This window comes from Streptomyces sp. NPDC001970 (assembly GCF_053594115.1).
The window spans coordinates 127,653-146,403 of sequence record NZ_JBSFDW010000023.1 but is presented as its reverse complement, the minus strand read 5'-3'; the positions used below and the strand labels follow the sequence as shown (position 1 = coordinate 146,403).

Annotated in this window: 11 protein-coding genes; 3 read left to right on the top strand and 8 right to left on the bottom strand. The window is 70.7% G+C overall.

The annotated features are described in order from the left end of the window. Positions 1-37: 37 nt before the first annotated feature. The 5 genes from ACWCP0_RS26010 to ACWCP0_RS25990 all read right to left on the bottom strand — a co-directional run bounded on the left by ACWCP0_RS26010 (position 38) and on the right by ACWCP0_RS25990 (position 10,874). A complete protein-coding gene (locus ACWCP0_RS26010) occupies positions 38-682 on the bottom strand; it encodes a UvrD-helicase domain-containing protein (RefSeq protein WP_451081198.1) in 645 nt (214 codons plus the stop codon). A 379-nt stretch (positions 683-1,061) separates the two neighbouring features. Beyond that, positions 1,062-4,148 (bottom strand): pPIWI_RE module domain-containing protein, encoded by a 3,087-nt coding sequence (locus tag ACWCP0_RS26005; protein WP_451081197.1) that lies wholly within the window; start codon positions 4,146-4,148, stop codon positions 1,062-1,064. An 82-nt stretch (positions 4,149-4,230) separates the two neighbouring features. Next, positions 4,231-7,968 (bottom strand): pPIWI_RE_Z domain-containing protein, encoded by a 3,738-nt coding sequence (locus tag ACWCP0_RS26000; RefSeq protein WP_451081196.1) that lies wholly within the window; start codon positions 7,966-7,968, stop codon positions 4,231-4,233. Beyond that, positions 7,961-9,199 carry a pPIWI_RE_Y domain-containing protein gene (locus ACWCP0_RS25995; protein WP_451081195.1) on the bottom strand — a complete coding sequence of 413 codons (1,239 nt, stop codon included), beginning with the start codon at positions 9,197-9,199 and terminating at the stop codon, positions 7,961-7,963. The genes ACWCP0_RS26000 and ACWCP0_RS25995 overlap by 8 nt, the downstream gene beginning before the upstream one ends. After that, the gene (locus ACWCP0_RS25990; protein ID WP_451081194.1) at positions 9,192-10,874 is read right to left on the bottom strand and encodes a PD-(D/E)XK nuclease family protein; all 1,683 of its coding nucleotides are present in this window, start codon (positions 10,872-10,874) and stop codon (positions 9,192-9,194) included. The genes ACWCP0_RS25995 and ACWCP0_RS25990 overlap by 8 nt, the downstream gene beginning before the upstream one ends. 231 nt (positions 10,875-11,105) lie before the next feature. Here ACWCP0_RS25990 and ACWCP0_RS25985 point away from each other — a divergent pair, with 231 nt between their 5' ends. After that, the gene (locus ACWCP0_RS25985) at positions 11,106-12,593 is read left to right on the top strand and encodes a serine/threonine-protein kinase (RefSeq protein ID WP_451081193.1); all 1,488 of its coding nucleotides are present in this window, start codon (positions 11,106-11,108) and stop codon (positions 12,591-12,593) included. Between the two features lie 22 nt (positions 12,594-12,615). Here the strand turns inward: ACWCP0_RS25985 and ACWCP0_RS25980 are convergent, their stop codons facing one another. The 3 genes from ACWCP0_RS25980 to ACWCP0_RS25970 all read right to left on the bottom strand — a co-directional run bounded on the left by ACWCP0_RS25980 (position 12,616) and on the right by ACWCP0_RS25970 (position 17,486). Beyond that, complete coding sequence (locus ACWCP0_RS25980; RefSeq protein WP_451081192.1) at positions 12,616-14,646, bottom strand: HsdM family class I SAM-dependent methyltransferase; 2,031 nt, start codon at positions 14,644-14,646, stop codon at positions 12,616-12,618. A 151-nt stretch (positions 14,647-14,797) separates the two neighbouring features. Further along, positions 14,798-16,960: a UvrD-helicase domain-containing protein gene (locus ACWCP0_RS25975; RefSeq protein WP_451081191.1), complete on the bottom strand. Its 2,163-nt coding sequence runs from the start codon at positions 16,958-16,960 to the stop codon at positions 14,798-14,800. A 76-nt stretch (positions 16,961-17,036) separates the two neighbouring features. Then, positions 17,037-17,486, bottom strand: coding sequence for an ATP-binding protein (locus ACWCP0_RS25970; protein ID WP_451081190.1), 450 nt, complete (start codon positions 17,484-17,486; stop codon positions 17,037-17,039). Between the two features lie 185 nt (positions 17,487-17,671). On the opposite strand from ACWCP0_RS25970, the gene ACWCP0_RS25965 reads away from it, so the two are divergent. Together ACWCP0_RS25965 and ACWCP0_RS25960 are read left to right on the top strand one after the other, a co-directional pair. Beyond that, positions 17,672-18,535 carry a helix-turn-helix domain-containing protein gene (locus ACWCP0_RS25965; protein WP_451081189.1) on the top strand — a complete coding sequence of 288 codons (864 nt, stop codon included), beginning with the start codon at positions 17,672-17,674 and terminating at the stop codon, positions 18,533-18,535. Then, on the top strand, positions 18,532-18,735 hold the full coding sequence (locus ACWCP0_RS25960; protein WP_451081188.1) for a DUF397 domain-containing protein: 204 nt from the start codon (positions 18,532-18,534) through the stop codon (positions 18,733-18,735). The genes ACWCP0_RS25965 and ACWCP0_RS25960 overlap by 4 nt, the downstream gene beginning before the upstream one ends. Positions 18,736-18,751 lie beyond the last annotated feature (16 nt).

The following is an 18,751-nucleotide window of genomic DNA, read 5'->3' as shown; positions in this document are numbered from 1 at the left end:
CCACCCCCCAGGTCATCCGATCGACAGGGGGCAACAGTCATGCCGGGCCCGGAGGCCAGCGGTCCTCTTGCAGGACCGCGAAAAACATAACGGGGCCTGCGAGCCGGGTGCGGTAGGCCTCGACCAGGCTCGAGACAAGGCGGCGCTCCGGACGCTGGAGCCTGCCCCGGCCGGGCCGTTCCGCGCGGAAGTACTGCTCTCTGGAGCCGCATCCCTGCGCAAGGATCACGTGCTTGAATTCGGAGTCGAGGAACTCCGCGTCGAAGTCGTAGACCCCTTCCTCGGTGCACACTGTGTGCCACAGGTTCAGCGCCGCCTCGTCGTCCAGCGGGCTGCCGAGGTCGCTGGTGGGATGTTCGGCGACGACCTCCCGGGCGAGCTGGTCGATGGAGACGACGTGGACCCGTCGCAGGAGCTCCTCGTCGCCCAGAAGCCACAGCCGCTGCTTCAGGTCCGCGGCGAGATTGGTGTTGTACGTGGTGAGCAGCACGGGCCGGGTCCGGCCCGGTGGGAGCTTGTCCACGAGGTGGCGGACGCGATCGAGCGCCACGACGGTCTTGCCGGTCCCGGGACCACCGGTGACCTTGGCGGAGCCCTTGAACGCAGTGGTGGCGAGGCGCTGTTGCTCGGGATGGAGGAAGAGCCGCCACGCTTCGAAACTGTCGCCGAGCGCGCCGAGCACCGCCGCGTCTTCGGTGCTGACCTGTGGGACACCGGACGGCGTGCGGCCCGCGCCCAGTCACCGGGATCGACGTCCTCTCCCGGCCGCCACTGCTCGGTGATGTGGCGACGCACGTCCTCCGTGCCCATGCCGCTGTGCAGCGCCAGCAGCACCTCGCGGGTGAGCTGCGGCAGATTGTGGCCCAGCAGCGCGTCGAGGCGGGACTCGTCGGTGTTCGTCGCCGGCCGCCAGCACACCGAACACGAGCTGCCATGCCTCGCGCTCGACGGCGTCAACGACAGCTCCGGCTCGGCCGAAGCGGCCGGGCCTGGCCCCGGGCCCGAGCCCGCGGGACCGTACGCCGGGCTGCTTGCCGCCACGGCGAAACCGTCGACCCTGCTCACGAAGCGCTGCGCGGCTCCGATCCATCGTCATCGTCAACGTCGGGTTCTGTGGCCAGTCCGGCCGCGTCTGCCAGGTCCGGGTCATCCGGACTCTGCTCCGTGGTGGGCTCCGCCGCCTCTTCGCGGAGGCTCCCGTCGCCCTCTGCGAGCATCGGGAGGACGTACGCCTGGGCAAGTCCCGCCAAATGAAGGGGGAGCGGAAGGGACAGGGCCGCAGCGTAGTCCGGCGCCTGGCGCAACTGGTGCATGGCGAGGGCCAGCGCCTCGGGGTCGTCGGGCCTTCCCGATACGGCGTGTGCCAGGTCGTCATTCGGGTGGCAGCCCAGTACCGCGATCTCCACCAACGTCGGGTTCCAGGCGCCGGTGCCCGCCTGGGAGGTGAGGTTGCCGGCGGCGTTGACCCGGGTGGCCAGCCGGTCGAGCGCGGGGGAGATCGTGTGCGTTCCGGGGCGTTCCGTGGTGCTGTAGAAAACCCGCTCGTTCGGCGATGTACTGCTTCCGTGCCCCGGAGCCTGCGCCCAGAAGCCGGCCGGCTGTCCATGCGGCTTGCCGGGCTCGGCCAGGCCCCACCACTGTGCGGTCTCGCGTCCGCCGCGCCCGCGCACGCGCACCAGCCGGAGTTCGTTGTCAAGCCGGCCCGCCGGGGCGTGTCCGGCTCGGAGCAGGTCACGTTCGGTCTGGCCGTCCTGCAGCCACGGCCAGTGCAGCCTGCTGTTCTGTGCGTGGGTGATCAGTGCGGTCGGCTCCCCGCGAAGGGAGTGCAGCACGCGCTGGAGGAATCCTGCGGTCTCCTTCCGCTGCTCAGCGAGGTTGGTGCGCCACTGTTTGCCGGTGACCCGGGGCAGTTCGGGCCGCGGGCTTTCGTTCGGCCCTTCGGCCGAGTTCTGGCCGTCGCCCGACGCCGCGGGCTCCGCGAAGGCCTCGGGGTCGATCTCGGCTTGCTTCACGAGACCGAGGAGGAATCGCGGGTAGGGCACCCACTCCCCGGCGCTGTCGTCCCAACCGCGTACGGCCGCCAAGCCCTGCCCTTCGGGGAGCGGAGTGACCAGGACCGCAACCGGCAGGTGCTTGGGCAGTCGGGTCGGGCCGTCCTTGCGGCGCTTCACCATCCACACCGCCGCGTACTGCAATCCACCCGGGAGGTCGTCGCCGAGTGTGTGCTGGGGCAGGACGCGGACGCCGAGCTGGCGCAGTCCGTCGAGCCACGAGCTGTGTGCGCGGTGTCCGAGACTGTCCGCGTTGTCGATCTGCCGGTCGGTGGAGGGTGTGACGACGAACTGGGTCAGCAGGCCCGCATCGGCGCACCCCAGGCGGATGGCGAACTTGGGGTCGTTCGAAGCCGGACGGAAGGTGCTGCGATGCGCGATCTCCACGAGGGCGAGTGCCGGGCGGGACGGGTCGGCGCCGTCCGCGCGGAGCCGTTCGCGCAGGGTGCGGCGGCGCGTCGTGACGGCTGCCGAGATCGCCGCACCCCTGCCCTTCACCGCGGGGTCGTGCACGAGCTGGTCACCCAGCCCGTCAGTTAGGGGCAGGCAGCGCAGCCGGAGTGTCAGCTCGGACGTCCGCCATTCCAGAACGACCGGCGCCCCGGGCGCGGCCTCGTCGAATTCCCGGTCCGTGAGCCGTGCCGCGGCGATCCCGCCGTCACCGTCGAGTCCGAGGGCCTTGGTGAACTGCGACACCGCCTCCTTACGCACCTCGGACGACTGCCACAACAACCGGACCTCCACCACGGGCGGGCCGTCCTGCCCCGGGCCGCTGGCGGCAATCCGGCACTGCGTCGCGAGGGCGATGCGCCGGGCCTGTGCCTCGCGCAGCACCTCGGCTTTCTTGGCCTCCTCGCTCCTCGGCTTCGGCCGCCGGTTCTCCGGTGCGCCGATGCCCTTGCCGCGTCCGCGCACCAGGTCAGGCACCCGTACCACCTCCTCCGGGAGGGCTGCTTCCGCCCATTCGGTCAGCTCGGCACGCTGGTTCGGCATCAGGCCGGGGCCGACTTCGTGCTGTCCCATCCTTGTGCTGTGGACCACGGCTGCCCGTACATCGCGGCCCTCGCCGATCCACGAGGCCGGGTCCGACAGCAGCTGTTCGGGGTCGGGAAAGTTTCCGGCGAGACTGAGTCCGCGGAGGATGCCCGCCGCGTCGTTCTCCGCCCAGGCGAAGGTGTCGCCCGCCCGGTCCCGCCGCAGGCGGGCCAGTGCGTGGCGCTCGGTCGCCGGTGCTCCGGGCAGCCAGGGGATCGTGGGCCGCAGGTAGACGGTGGTGGCCTCCCTGTACGGCAGGTTCAGGCGCTTGGTGCCGGCCCGGGGGTGGGTAGCCCAGCGGCGCACACCCCAGTGCAGGTGCAGGCGTGGCCGGGGGTCGAAGGGGGTGGTGTGCAGGGAGATGTTCAGTACGACGGAGAACCACCACTCCTTGCGCTTGATGCTCCGGCACAGGGGCTGCGACATGACCTCGGCACCCTGGTCGCGCGGGCCGCGCGGAAGGGCTCGGAAGCGCAGCTCTCCGCCGTCGAACGGGAACGGGTCGAGGGTCAGGATGCGGCGTGCCAGCGCGTCGGTGGCGAGCTGGAACTGCCGCGGTTCAGGGGCGGCGGTGCCACCTCGGGTGGTCGGGGTGTTCAACAGCTCCACGCCGGCGACCGGCTGCCACGCGGGCAGATTATTCTTCAGGTCGGCGCTGCGGGCAAGGAGCAAGGAGCGGAACCGGGGCTCCTGAGCTGCTTCCTTAGGTCCGAGGGTGCGCAGCCATGCGTCGAGGAGCTGCCCCATCGAGCTGCCCGGGAGGGGGTCCGGCGCCGAGGCCGGGACGTACATCCAGAAGTCCTCCGTGGTTTGCGGCCCTGGTTCGACCGGCGTCCTGGGCCTGGGCCGGACGATCACGTCGGGGGCGAGCGTCTGGAGCACGCTGTCCAGCCGGCGGGTGGGCAGTGTCTGGTGCTGCTTCTCCTCGTCCCGGCCGTGGTTGTGCAGCTCCAGAAGTCCCGGATGCCACTGCTCGGGGAAGGGGAGCGCGCGGAAGTCCTCGGTCCAGGGCGCGGAGTCCTCGGCCAGGTGGTAAGCGGATCGGCAGATCTTCTTGTACATGACGGTTCTCCCTGTGGTGTCGAGGGATGGGAGGTGGCCCGGCGCTCAATGGCTGTGCCTCGAAGGTTGGTTGGTCTGCGTGTCAGTCCGTGCCTCGCGGGCCGGGCCGGGACCCCATGGCGCACAGTGCCTCGTACAGCGGGCGGTAGAGCAGCTTGACCAGTGCGGTGTCGGCCGGATCGGCGAGCCTGTCGCCGGGGCCGGCGTCGATGAAGTACGGAGTGAGCACTTCCCGCAGGCGCACGAGCAGTCCGGGATCGCTGCTGCGGCGCGGGCGCCGTTCTGATCCGGTGACGGGTGCTCCCGCCGCCGCGAGCTGCGGCGCGAAGGCCGCGTCGACGAACACGACGCGGGCAGGGACCCCGCCGCGTACGAGGCGGCCGATGACCTGCCAGATGGTGACGAGCTGGTCCCAGACGAAGGACTTCTTTTCGTCGTCGGAGAGGCTCGAATAGACGTACGGCCGTGACAGCATGTGCCGCCAGACGCCGCGAGCGGTGGTCCGGAAGTCGCTTCCGGCGGCGTCCAAGCCCTCGGAAGCGGCCACCAGTTCCCTGAAGGTTCCCTGGGGCAGTCCCGGCTGGTTCCGTACAAAGCGGGTTGCCCAGTCGTTGATGGCGAAGACGGAGAGCGAGAGGTCGTCGGGACGGGGATGCGGGCGCACCAGGAAGAACACCGTCCCGAATGCCGCCACCTTCTCCTCGCCGGGCTGCTGGGGGACGGTGAGGATGTTGTGGCCTCGCTCGACAGCTAGAAGGGGGGCCACGAGGAGTTCGGCGTCCAGGTCGTCGGCGAACGAGGCGAGGTCCCCGCGACGCACGGAGCCCGCTGTCGACGCCTGGCCTCCTGCCGGTGCCGCGCCGTCGACGGCGGTCTCCAACTCCTCGTCGTCGGCGGCCAGTACGCGGACTCGTCCACGCCAGCGCGGGATTTCGTCCAGGAATGCGGCACTCGCCCTGGCCTCGCGGTAGCTGCCCACCAGGAGCAGGGCGCGCTTGCGGCGCTGGTCCGGGATCTGGGCGAGTTCGCTCTGCAGCAGGGAGGCGCCCCCGTCGCGCCGCGGCCGGGCGAGCCGGTCCACCATCAGGCGGAGGACATCCTCACGCTTCTCCGGGTCCTGTCCCGACAGCCGAATCGGCTGCCCGGCGTCGTCGTACAAGAACTCGGTGCGGAACACGGTGTTCGCGATGGACCGCAGTGCCTTCGGCTGAGGCTTGAGGACGGCACGGACGGGGGCGAGGACGTGGGCGCGGGTGGAGGTTCCGGCCCAACTGGTGCCCGACATCAGCAGGACGTGCGGGCCGGTGTGGCCGCTGCCCGGGTCGGCACCGAGCTGGGGCAGACTGAGTAGGAGCTCCCGGCCCACTCCGGCGCACCGGAAGAAGCGCAGGGTTCCGGTGCGGTGTCCGTCCTTGTTGCGAGCTGCCGCCCGCTCGTCGACGAGGTACTGGAAGCCGAGCACATTGCCCATGGGTGCCTCGGGCAGCAGAGGCGCGTAGTCGAGCGGCGGGCGCCGGGTCAGTTCGTGACTGGCCGCGTCGAGCCGCAGAGCGGCCTCCACCTGGGGCCAGAGGAACGTCACCCGGTCCAGGCGCTGGTGCAGGGCGGCGAGCACCAGGGTGAACTCCAGACGACGCGCATTGATGTCCCGCCACTCCTCGGACAGGGCTACGTCCTGGGGGGCCGGCTTCGTGCCGCTCCTGGAGGGGGGCGCTGGGCGCTGGTTCGGTCCGGGGGCTCCGACGAGGAGTGAGTCGAGCAGCGCGCGAACGCGGCGTCGGGTCTGCTTCTCGTCGAGGGTGTGCAGGACGTCATGGGCCAGACCGGTCAGGTCGTCGGCCGGTGTCCCGTAGGGACCGCGGCCGCCCAGTGGGTCGTCGCGGAAGACGTCGAAGAATCCGGTGATCTCGGTACGGCGCTCCGCCCAAGGCGTAGCAGGAGACGGGGTACCACCGTCCCCCATGGGTTCTTCATCGTCTGCGTCGTACAGCGCGCTTTCGTCCTCGACGCCGTCCAGGTCGCCTTCCTCCACGTGGTTGTCCGGTCGCCCGGAGATCAGCCCCGGCGCGGACGGGTACCACGCCTGCAGCAGCTTCTCCTGAAGGGTCCAAGCGCTGAAGTAGTCGATCTGCGCCCATTTCCGCAGGCCTTCGTCGTCGATGAGCATCGCGTACAGCCGGTCCGCGGCCGTTCCGACCACGTCCAACGCGGCGGACCACCGCTCCACGTCCTGGTCGGAGAGCTGCAGCCGTCCCTGCCGGGCCAGCTCGGCGATCTCGTGCGTCTGCAGCTGATCGAGCCAGGAGTCGGGGCCCGTGGTCACCAGCGTCGCCGACGGGGCGAACATCTGGTCGAGCTGCATCTGTACGCGGTCGGCCTCGTCGACGATCACGATGTCGCTTCGCAGACAGGCCAGTTCCAGATAGCGCAGGCGCTCGGCGTTGAGCTGACGCGGGACTGCCGTCTGGACCAGGCTGGCGGGGTTGGCCACCCAAATCAGAGCGTCCACCAGGTCGCGCGCCGCCGAGTGCCGCGGGCAGGCGCTCCAGAGTGGGCAGGCGTGCGGGGTGCCCAGGTCCTCGCTGTCGTCGGTGTCATCCGCCGGAGCCTCGGGCCTGGCTCCGCGAGCGCGTTCCAGTTCACGCCTGGCGCGCTCGGCCGGGGACCCCTCGGCGGCCTCCTTGCGCCGTACGGGGTGGAGCGCGCCGCACGGCGAGTCGTTGTAGCGCAGCGGTTCGGACACGTCGAGACCCCGCAGGGCGTCGAGAGGGCAGGCGGTGCTGAGGTGGGTGAACACGGAGCCCGTGTGCGAGAGCAGCGAGTGCGCGCCGCGTGCGGCGAGCCTTCGGTGCAGTCGTTGGGTGTGCTGCGGCCGGGTGGTGCCGCCTTGGATCAGGGCGGCACTCAGGCTGAGTGAGCGGAACAGCTCGGTCAGATTGAGCTGTTCGGCCACGTCCCCGACGACGAGCGTGATGCGCAGGCCGGTGCGGTGCGCCCAGACGGCGACCAGGGTCATCAGCGTCGACTTTCCGGCGCCGACCATGCCCACGAGGTGGGTGAGCCCGTCGAGGGGCAGGGCCTTCGCCTCCTTGAAACCCGCTCCGTCCGCGGTACGGGTGTCCAGGTCGAGGTGGTCGAGCCGGTCCGCCCAGTTTCCGGCCTTCAGCCCACGTCGCCGCTCCTCCTGGTCCATCCACCGTGCAACTTCGGCGATTTCGTCGAGTGGTACGTCGAGCGCGCCCGCCGCTCCCTTCCACGAGGCGGTGAGGGGGTGGGCCGGGAAGGGCTCATGTACGAGCTCGGCGGGGATCGTGACGGAGGTGCGCCTGTTGCGCCGGTCCAGGAACCGGTGCTCGCCCTCCTCCGCCTGCGGGAGCGGCTTGGACGAGTAGGGAGGGAGGTTCCCCAGTGCCTCGTCGTAGGCGGTGAACCGGCCGGCCGCCACCCGGGGGCTGATCCGGCGGACGGGTTCCCCGGTCATCGGGACGCGATACGCTCGCAGCCGCTCGGGCAGCGCCAGGTAGGCGTCCAAGCTCTGCCGCCACATGCGCCGGCGCCGCATCGGCCACAGCAGGTGGCGGGCCGCGGTCAGCGCGACCTGTTCGGCCGAACCGGTGGCGAGACCTGCAGCCTGCGCGAAGGGGTAGCCGCCGAGGAGGGTCCACACTCCGTCGGCGGCATGGCCGGGGGCCACGGTCTCCAACAGCCGCAGACCGAGCTCGACCTGGCACAGCAGGGCGGGCCTGGTCCGGGCGTGCTCCTCCGGCCAGGGGCCGAGTTCGGCGACGACAGGCTGGTACCAGCTGCTGCGGTCACGCATGATCTGCTCCGTTCTTGCCGGCGGTCCTCTGCGATGCGACTCGTGGCAGCTTGCGTGTTGTGGTTCGGGCGACGTCCGTGGGCGCGATGGAGGCGTCTGCCCCCCGTTCACCGCTCAACCGCAGGCACGCGGCCCGTTTCAACTGGTCGTCCGTCAGCAGTCGGAGGCCCGCCGCCCGGTCGTCCCGCTCCCGGACGAAGACGTCGAGGTAGTTGCGGCGCATCCGAACCCTGAAGCGCGGCACCACCCAGCAGGCCTCGTCGTACGGGGGGTCGGTGCGGACGGCGGTGGCGGACCGTCCGAGCAGGCCGGGGTGGGCCCAGTCCTTGACGTCGACGGCCCAGACGTGCCCGTCCGGGAAGGTGATCCGCAGGTCGTATGCGTCGAAGCCGGGCCACATCTCGACCGCGAGGCCCATGGCGCGCAGTTCGCCCTCCAGGGACGTCTCTGCCTGGCCGGGGCCGGTGACGAACTGCCGCAGGGGTTTGCGCAGTTGGCGCACCTCACCCACAGCCGAAGCGGCGAGTGGCCGGCCGTGCGGTGCGGGGCCCCGGTAGCGGCATTGGTCACGCTCGCACCACCAGTCCTTGTCGGCCACTGGGTGGAGCAGCGTCAGACAGCGGTGGCAGCAGAGGTACGAGCCGTCCCGCCGGTACCCGAGGGGGACGGGGGCGTAGACCTCCTCGATCAGGAATCGGACGGGGTCGAGGTAGAGATCGGTACTGACCTCCATCCAGTCCGCTTCGGTCAGGACGGGCCGGGTGACCAGGAGCCGGCGGAAGGCGGTGTACGACTCCGGCGACGACATGGCCCGGCAGGCCCGCAGGGCCTCCTGGATCACCAGGCGGTCGTACTGCCGTCCGGTGCTGCTGCCGTACCCCTCGACGGCGAGTTCATGGCAGAGCTGAGTGGGCTCCCCGGAGTCCTCGTCGATCAGCCGGTCGCCCTCGGAGAACACGTCCACGGGCAACCGGTCGAGTGGCCAGCTGCCCAGCGGGCGGGCTCGGGACCAGCGGACCATCTCGGGCACCCCGGCCGGCGGCCGTGCCCCGTTGCGCAGGCACCGCAGCACCAGGGCGTCGAGAGCCCGCTGCGCCGAGGCCGGATAGGGCAGCGCGAAGGAATCGAGGCGGTCGACGCCCGCAAGGTGGACGACGGCGGTGGCGACGTCCCGCAGGAGGACGACATCGGGATTGGACAGCCAGTCCGCTACGAGTCGCGCGTCAGACATGGCTGTCCCCTCGGTCCGTGGTCCCGGTGCCGGGAGCGGCTGGGCGCGGATGATCGGTGACATACGCGGTGCCGGGACGGCACCAGGTTCGTGCCTGGCAGCCGTGGCAGTGATGTCCGGTCCTGGGCTCGTACGTCGTGTCGTCCAGGAGCGGCTGGGCGAGCTCGGCGATGACCGCACGGGCTTCGTCGACGACTTCGGCGCTGCCGGGATCGATGCGTTCAAGCCGGCTGTCCCCGTGCCCTTCGCGCAGGTACTCCAACTCAACCCAGGAGCGCCGGGGGTCATTGCCGAGCGCGCCCACCTCGAACAGCAGGACTCCGAGGGCGAGTTGGGGGAAGGAACGGAGCAGGGAACGTCCCTCCCAGATCGGACGGGCCGCCGTCTTCGTCTCCCGCCAGATCCACCGGCCGCGATGGGTGTACACCAGATCGGGTACGGCGAGCACGACGACGTCGAGCTCGGGTACGTACGCCGTCACCCGGTGTTGCACGAGCACCTGTTCGTCGTGCCCGAGTCCGTTGAGGGGGCAGAGCAGCCGGTGCTCCGCCAGCATTCCGGCGGCCTCCCGCGCGGATGCTTCGTCGAGGCCGGTCGCTGCCTGAATCCCGGCGGCGTCAGGGGAGTGCCGCTCCCGGCAGCCGCGCACTGGCCGCTCCGCGTGCCGTTCGTCCAGCCGGCTGTCGACCGCCCGGCCGCGCCGCGCACCTGCGCCCTCCGCGGACAGGTCGTTCAGATGCAGATGCCGGACCAGGTGGTACTGCGCCGGGCATTGCCCGTGCAGGCGCAGGTCCCAGGCGGAGACGGACCGGCGACTGCGGGCGACTGCCTGGGGCTTGCCGCCCCACAGCCGGGGGGCGCGCTTCAGGTCCGTGCATCCGGCGAGAGCTTTGCAGTCGACACAGTCTTCTCCCGGCCGGGTGCCGGCTCCGGCAACGACGGCTCGGAAGGCGGGCGCCCCATCGGTCTCATACCGCTTCTTCACCTCGGCCGGACCCTCGGCGAGCAGCCGCTCGAAGTGGCCGTCGGCGCACCCGAAGTCGAAGACGCGGACCAGGCCGGGCAGGACCGTGTCGTCGGTCCCGGTGGGCGGGGGCTCGGTGCGCGCCTTGCGCCGGGGCGTGGGCGCCCCGTATGCCATGACCCGTGCCACGGTGGCCAGTTCCGCCGCGGGCCGGCTCTGCTTGGCCCGGCCCAGGGAGGGAATCCACAGGTCCCTGACCGATCCGTCGGCGGATGCATAGGATCGGCCCCAGACCGTCTGCTCGTACTGCCGGACACCGCGTGAGTCGGGGATGTCGCGTCGGCGGGTGCGCACCGTCCACTGCTGCTTGACGGGCGCCGTCGGCAGCAGCCCGGCCGCTCGGGCGGCACTCTGCTCCCGTCGGCGCGCGGCCGCGTAGCGCTCCAGCGCTTGGGCGGTCCAGGACAGCAGGGCGGGGTGGACGGGAGAGCCCCATCCCCGGAAGGCGCCGCGGGTGCCGCGCAGTTCCTCGCGTATCCGCTCCAGGGTCCAGCCCTTGTGCTCCCAGAGGTCGAGCGCCGCGAACAGCGGCCCGAAGGGAAACTCCTCGCGCGGGGCCGGACGGAACGGAACCGGCGGGTCGGCGACGAGCAGGGGCCTCATCGCGATGCGCTGGTGCGTGGGGCAGGCCGCGGAGTTCGGTCGGGCCATGCGGGGACTTGCTTTGATGAGCCAATCGTGACCGGTGACGCCCGGCTGATTCTGCATGGGACCCCCGTGGAGGGCGGCATGGGCAGGAAAAGGCGCCCGGACCGAGGAGACCACGAGCACCAACAGAGCATGGCACAGATCTGTGAACTAAGTCCATGCGTATTCGAGTCTTCGAATACTTCACGCTACTCTGTTATGCCATATGGCGCAGGAGTGCGAAGGGGCACGGCGGTGAGCGCGGACACATACAGGCCCGGCGTAGGTGAACTGGTCGACGGGAAATACGAGTTGACGGGTTCACTCGGTCAGGGCGGCATGGCTCAGGTGTGGCGGGCCCGCGAGGTGGCGACCGGACGGGACGTGGCGATCAAGTTCCTCCGCCTCGACTCCGAGGACCTGCGCCGCCTCGACCCGTACGAGAGGGAAGCCGAACTCGCCGTACTGTATGCGCGGTTCCGGCGCGAGGCCGAGCTTCTGAGCAGCCTCGACCACCCGGGAATCCCGGAGCTGTATGGGCACGGTTCGCATCTGGGCATGCCGTACATCGCCATGCGCCTGGTGACCGGCGTGACCCTTCGGGCCTTCCTCGACGAGCACAACACACTGCCCCTCGCCCCCGCGGTGGCCGTCGCCGCGCAGCTGGCTCACGCCCTGGCCTGTGCGCACACCCTTCCCGTCGTGCACCGGGATCTCAAGCCCCAGAACATCATGATCGACGATGACGGGGTGCCCAACCTTCTCGACTTCGGCATCGCCAAGCCGCTCCGTGCGGGCGCCACACGGTACACCGCGCACGGCTCGACGCTGGGTAGCCGTGGTTACCAGGCGCCCGAGCAGATCTTGGAGAAGGAGCCCACCGCCCGGACCGATATCTACTCCTTCGGCTGCGTCCTGTACGAACTCCTGGCCGGCCGACCGCCGTTCGCGCTCGGCGAGGACTCCGGGCTGATCGACAAGCATCTGCACGAGGACCCGCTGCCGCCGGGGGTGTACACCGCGGGCATCCCCCAGGTTCTCGACGATCTGGTGCTGTGCATGCTCGACAAGAAGCCCGAGCGGCGTCCGGCGATCGGCGAAGTCTCGGACGTCCTCGCCCCGTTGTGTCCCCAGCCAGGCGATCCGGAGCCCCGGCCCCGGACCCACCCTGACCCCACCGCTCCCTGCCGGCGGCCGAAGGAAGTGCCGGTCGCACCGTGTCCGGAGCCGGCTGCCGTGGCCACCCCGGCTTTTGGAGCGGGCGAGGAGGAGTGGCTCGACGCGCGCATGATCGAACGACTCTGTGATCAGGCCGAGTCGGAGATCCAGCAGGGCGTGCCGGGCGATGCGGGCCGCCGCCTCGTGGGGATGACGAAGCGGGTCCGTGAGGAATGGGGGGTGCGCCGTCCTCTGGTCCGACGCGTGTGGCTGCTGGCGGCGGAACGGCTGCGGCTGGTCGGCGACTTCGGTTCCGCGGCCCCGCTATTCCAGGGAATCGTCGACGGCCTCCTGCACGGCGACGGCCCCGCCGAGCGGGCCGAGCGGGCCGTGCTCCGGCTGCGGGTCGCCGAGTGCCGGCTCGCCTTCGGCGAGATGGAGGCTGCGATCGAGGCCGTCCACGCGGTCGGACACATGGCCGCCGGACTGCCCGCGGAGCTTGCGGGCCGGGTGGAGGATGAACGGCGGGCCGTGGGCAGCCAGATCGCAGCACGGTTGGCCGATCCCGGAGACGCGGGCGCGTGACGCACAGGTGCGTAAGAAGGCGCTACGCTCCGCCGGACAGCCGCCCGGCTGCCAGTTCGTCGCCCAGGTCACGGACCAGTCCGGCACCGAGGTCGCCTGCGCGTCGCGCCATCCGCTCGAACGCCGCCAGCTCCCGGAACACCTCTCCGTAACGCCGCTGTTCCCCCAAGGGGATCTGTCGCACCTGGAGCCGGCGCACGTCGACGCGGGAGGAACTAGACGTGTGCGTTCCGGCCTGCCGGGCGTTGGCAGGTGCCCGCAGGGAGCCCGCGAGGAACCAGGGGTCGAGCTGCTCGGGCTGCACCCGCACGGCGTGCAGCTGGGGGCCCAGCACCGTCGGCGGCCCGTCATGGACCCAGGCGGAGAACACCCGCGCCACACCCACCACCACGACGTCCCCGGCCTCTGCGACCGTCGCCCCGGAGGCGGATACGTCGCCGTGCGCGATCCAGCCGCGGGGTTCGCCGCCCACCATCAGGTCGGGGACGGTGAGCAACGGGAATCCCCCGCCGGTCGGCTTCCCTTCGCCGACTATTCCCTCCGGCGGCTGCAGGCCGGCGCGCAGCGTGAGCGCCCCGGCCCGGGCGAGTTCGGCCACTGTGGTCGCCGTCGGCTTGTCCGCCGCACCGGATGCTAGGTCGAGCGCCGCGAGCAGTCGGGCTGACTTGCCCATGCTGGTGGCCAGCTCCCCGAACTCCTTCCAGGACTGGGACAGCTGACGCCCGGCGTCCGAGGGGGAGGGGGCGATATGACGTCCCGGAGTGAGGTCGACCTCGTCATCGAGGAGCTCGATGACGGGCACACTTCTCACGTAGTCGGAGCTCCGGGTCTCTGTGCTGTCCGCCCGCTCGAATGCATCGCGTACGAAGACGCCGATCGCCTCCCAGTCGGGGACGGAGTCCCGGGCTGAGGCCCGTGGGAAGCGGGAAGCGGCATCGGCGAGCAGCACCCTGCCGCCCACCTGGGCCTCTTCCTGCGGATCCGGGGTCCGCAGAACCCATAGATGCAGCGAGACACTGTGGGGTGCCGCGCACCCCGGCGGCAGCGCGACGACAGCCCGCAGATGTCCGGTGCGCAGCAGAGAGCCTCGGATCCGCCGGCCCGCTCTCCTGGCAGCCACGGCGGGCGGCAGCAGCAGCACGGCGGACCCGCCCGGTCGCAGTCGGGCCAGGCAGTGCTGGACCCAGGCGAGTTCGGGCTCGGTGCGTGGGGGAAGGCCGTGGCTCCAGCGCGCGTCGGTGGCCAGCTCCTCGTATCCCCAGTCACGCTCGTTGAACGGCGGATTGCACAGAGCGATGTCGGCAGGATTGTCGGCGAACGGGTCGGTACGCAGGGAGTCACCTGGTCGTACGTCGACGAGCGGTCGGTCTCCGTCGCGCGTCGCGAGTCCCAGGCGTGCGCCCGCCAGCGCGGCCAGCACGGGGTCGCAGTCGCCGCCGATCAGCGCGACCGCCCCCGGCCCGGCGGACACCGCTGCTTCGGCCGCGGCGGCCAGCAGATGACCGGTGCCGCAGGCCGGGTCCATGACCGTCGTACGGTCCCTGCTGCCCATCGGACCGACGGCCGTGCGCAGGGCGAGTTCGGCCATGAGGGCGGCCAGGGGCTCCGGAGTCGTGGCGATCTGCCGTACATGGACGTCGAGCCAGCGGCGCAAAAGGAATTCGAAGGTCTCCGCGCCCCCCTCACGCCGCCCGAGCTCCACCGCCCGCTCGATCAGTTGATGTGCCTCCTCTGGAAGCCCGATGCCGCCCGCCCCCTGGCCGGCGAGCTGCCGCCCCACCTCTGCGACAGCGAGCCCGGTCTCGTCGCGCCCGCCGAGCGCCTCGAAGCGAGGCCAGAGCCACTCCCGCTCCGCGGACTTCTTGATCTTCTTGTTCTCCCGCAGCCAGACCTCGATCTCGGCCATGGAGAACTGCGGACTCACATCGGTGCCGCCGATCCGCTCGGGGAACGTCGGATGGCGCCGCCGCCAGTTGCTCACCGCGGCCCGCCCCACACCCGCGAGGCGGGCAATTTCGGCCAAGGTCACCGGTACGACACCTGATGACGACATCTGCACTCCCAGGCATTTTGGATCAGCGAGGACTCTTCCCGCTGTGTAAGGGGCGCATGATTGAGTCGCCCCATCCCCCTTCGCCCGCCAGGCTACTACCGTCATTGACTTTGTTCACAGACCCTGCTGTGGAACTGCACAGGCTCCAACCTCACGGCCGCCGCGCTTTCGGCACCTCGACGAGGAACTCGCTCTGCCGGCCGCTGTACGACACGTACAGCGCCTCCCTCGCCCGAGTGCACGCCACGAACAGCAGGCACCGCTCTGCCGCCAGGTCCGTCGCGTGCTGGAGCCGGTCGACGTCGATCGGCGTCACCGCTGCCTGGAACGGGAAGGCGGATGCCGTAACACCGGCCACGGCCACACACCGGAACTCAAGGCCCTTCAGGCTGTGCAGGCTGGACAGCCGCACCCCGACCGACTCGTCCGGCTCCCCGTCCTTCACCCGGACGACGGGCAGCCCGGCCTCGGCGAGCCGGTCACCGATCCGCGCGGTCTGTGTGTTGAAGCGGGCGCAGACCGCGATCTCGGAGGGGGCCACCCCGGCCGCCACCCAGCCGAGGACCCGCCCGACGACGGCGTCGGCCTCCGCCGACTCCGAGTCGTGCCCCTCGCAGACGGGCCGCTCACCGTGCAGCAGTGAGCGGTACCCGGACAGGGAGTCATGGCTGTCGCCCGTCAGGTCGGCGACCGGCTCCCCGTCGAGCAGCGCCCTCGACCAGCGCAGGATTTCTTCGGTGGAGCGGTAGTTGAGCCGCAGCCGGGCGCCGCGCCCGGCGACGGAGATCCCGAGCGAACGCAATGAGACCCGGGCGTCGTAGATCCGCTGGTGCGGGTCGCCGGTGAGGAACAGGTCGTCGGGGCCTTCCGGGACCAGCGCCCGCACCAGGCGCCACTGGGCGGGGTGCAGGTCCTGCGCCTCGTCCACCACCACATGGTCGTACGACGGCCCCTCACCGGGCTTGTCCCGCAGCAGCCGGGCGGCCTGAGCGCACGACTGGAGCCAGGTGCAGGCCCGGTCGCGGGTGAGCTCGTCCTCGAACCGCGCCACGGCCTCCCACATGCGTTCGCGTTGTGCCCGCGCCAGCGCACTGCCGCGTCCGTGCCGCCGGCAATCGCCGTACGCCTCAGGGGTGCGCAGGTCCTGGGCGAGAATGACATGCCGGTACTCCTGGGACAGGAAGGCGTCGTTCCAGGGGAGTTCGAGCCTGCGGGCCAGGCGCTGCCAGCGCATCCGTTCGTCCTTGTCGCCGAGGACGGTGCCGGGGTTGCCGTGCAGCTGCCCCACGGTGCGCCGGGCGATCGCGTCGACGGTGGTGACGGTGACCCGGTCGAGCAGGGCGGGGTCGTGGTCGAGGAGAAGGGCCAGCCCGCCGCGCAGCGAGCGTGCGAGTGCACCGGTGTAGGTGGTGAGCAGGATGCGCGAGTCGGGCGAGCGGCCGAGCAGGTGCTTGACGCGGTGCAGGGCGACGACCGTCTTCCCGGTGCCGGGGCCGCCGGTGATCTGGGCCGGCCCCGCGTAGCCGGGCCGGTAGGCGATGCGCCGCTGGGCGGGATGGAGGAAGACCCGCCAGGCATCGAAGGGCTTGGCGAGGATGTCGGCGAGCTCGTCGGGCCCCGTGACGAGGGCGATCCGGCTGCGGGTGCGGCTGACGGCGGCGGCCAGCTCGCCCTGTGCCTCGGCGGCGTCAGCCGCGGTGCTCTGCCGGGTCGTCACCAGGTCGCGGTAGACGTCCTCCGCCTTGAACCCTTCGGCGAGCAGCCACAGCGCCTCGAACTGGTCCTCCGGCATCAGCGAACCGAAGGCTTCCAACTGCGCCTTGCCGGTGATGGTGCGGGCGGCGCGAAGGGTGACGTCGTCGACACCGAGCTGCCTGAGCGTGGTGTCCGACCAGGCATCGAAGAGCAGTTGGGGCGCAGCCTCGGCCTCCTGGGCGAAGAGCGGAGTGATCTGCTCCATCGCGGTCAGGTCACGCACTTCAAGGCAGCGGGTCACGGCGTTGACCGTGTAGAGCCGCCGCTTGGCCCATGAGTACGCCTTATCGTGCGAGACGACGTGCACGAAGACGAAGAGGTCGCTGCCGTCCTCGGGGGCGAGCAGCACGATGCGCAGCCCGTCGTCGACGCGGATTGTGCGCATCCGCGGATCGCGCGAACTCACCACGGATTCCAGGTGGAGACCCTTGTCTGCGTGCAGTTGAGGGACCGTAAGCTGCTGGAACTTCCCCATCGCCTTGTGGACCCGGGCGCGGGCCGGCTTGTCCAGCCGGTCCACGCCCTCCCAGAAGGTGTTGGTGATCGCGATCTGCGGCATACCAGTCCCCGTCCCCTTCGCCAAGGCCCGCGAATTCCACGGACGTTGACTCAGTTTACAGAGTTGCGGGTTTCTGTCATCGGCTGAGCGCGGCCCACACCGTCTTCCCGCCGGGTGTGTACGGCCGCACACCCCAGTCGTCGGACAGAGCTTCCACGAGAAACAGCCCGCGCCCCGACTCGCCGCCCTCGGTCGGACACTTCACTGGCAGTCGATCTCCACGGGCGTCGGTGACCTCGACCCGGACTGCCGTCGCATCGAGAGTGATGATGAGGCGCGCCGCGCGTCCGCGCACCCGGCCGTGCAGGGCCGCGTTCGCGGCCAGCTCGGCGACGAGGAGGGAAGCGGTGGCGGCCAGGTCGCCGCTCCTGAGCCCGTCCGGCGGCAGGTGATCCGCGAGCCACTGCTCGGCGGCGTGCCGGGCGGCATGGGCGCCGTGTCTGGTGGTGGGGAAGAGGGTGCTGAAACTCAGGTGGTCGGTGGGTGCGAGTGGTTCGTGGGTCGCGGTCCTTGATTCCTGGTTCACGTCATCGAGCGTGAGGCAGCGGCTCTACGGTGGGGAGTGGTGGAGTCGGTACGGAGGGTGACTGTCAGGCGCACGCGGGCAGGCTGTCCGGGTGGACGGCGATGTTGTACGGGTGTCCGGCCGTGACGCCGGCGATGTGCGGTCGGTGGTCGGATCGGGCGACAAGTAGGGAGCGGTGGTGAGGGATGGCGGGACGACCGGAGTGGGGCGCCGAGGACCCGGCGGGCTCGGAGGAGGTGGCGGACCTGTTCCGCGCCGTCGGGCGACAGGTCAAGGCCGCGCGGGAACGGGCCGGAATGAGCCAGAAGGAGCTGGGGACGCGAGTCGGGTACGGCGAGGAGCAGATTTCGTCGCTGGAGCGGGGACGGCGGACGCCACAACCGGAGTTCCTGGCGGCGGTGGATGAACTGCTCGGGTGTGGTGGGCTGTTGGCGGTCGCTTCGGAGGATGTGGAACGGGCGAAGAAGCGGAGGCGGGTGCGGCATCCAGAGTGGTTTCGGGATTATGCGGCGCTGGAGGCGGAGGCAGTTGAGCTGTGCTACTACGCGGCGCTCTCGCTTCCGGGGCTTCTGCAGACCGAGGGGCACGCGCAAGCGGTCTTCACCAGCCGCCGGCCGTTGCTCGATGAAGAGACCATCGAGCAACGGGTGACGGCTCGGTTGGCACGGCAACAGATCCTGACACGTTGGCCACCACCACTCGTCTCGTTCACCATCGAGGAGTCCGTGCTGCAACGGCCTACCGGATCATCGGCCGTTCACCGGGACCAGCTGTGTCGGCTGCTCGCTGTGGCGTCGCTACGCAACGTGGAGCTTCAGGTCATGCCCACGGAGCGCACGGATCACCCAAGCCTGGGCGGCCCGTTCACATTGCTCACCCCGAAAGGAAAGCCACAGCTCGGGTACGTGGAGGTCCAGAACGTCAGCCGACTCGTGACGGACCCGGAGGAGGTCCGTATGCTGGCCGCGCGTTATGGCAGCATCCGCGCCCAGGCCCTCACCCCGAGCGAGTCTTTGGCCTTGATCGAGAAGTTGCTGGGAGATCAATGAGCACTGAACAGCCCGCACAGCTCCAGTGGTTCAAGAGCACGTACAGCAGCGGAGAGGGCGGCGAGTGTGTCGAGGTCGCCGCCGACCGCGCCGCGATCCGCGTACGGGACTCCAAGGAGCGAGGCGGCCCGCAGCTCGCCTTTGCGCGCGACACGTGGGCCGGGTTCATCGCCGACGTCGGGCGGAGCCGGTCCAATTGACTGCCCCGCCCGCGAC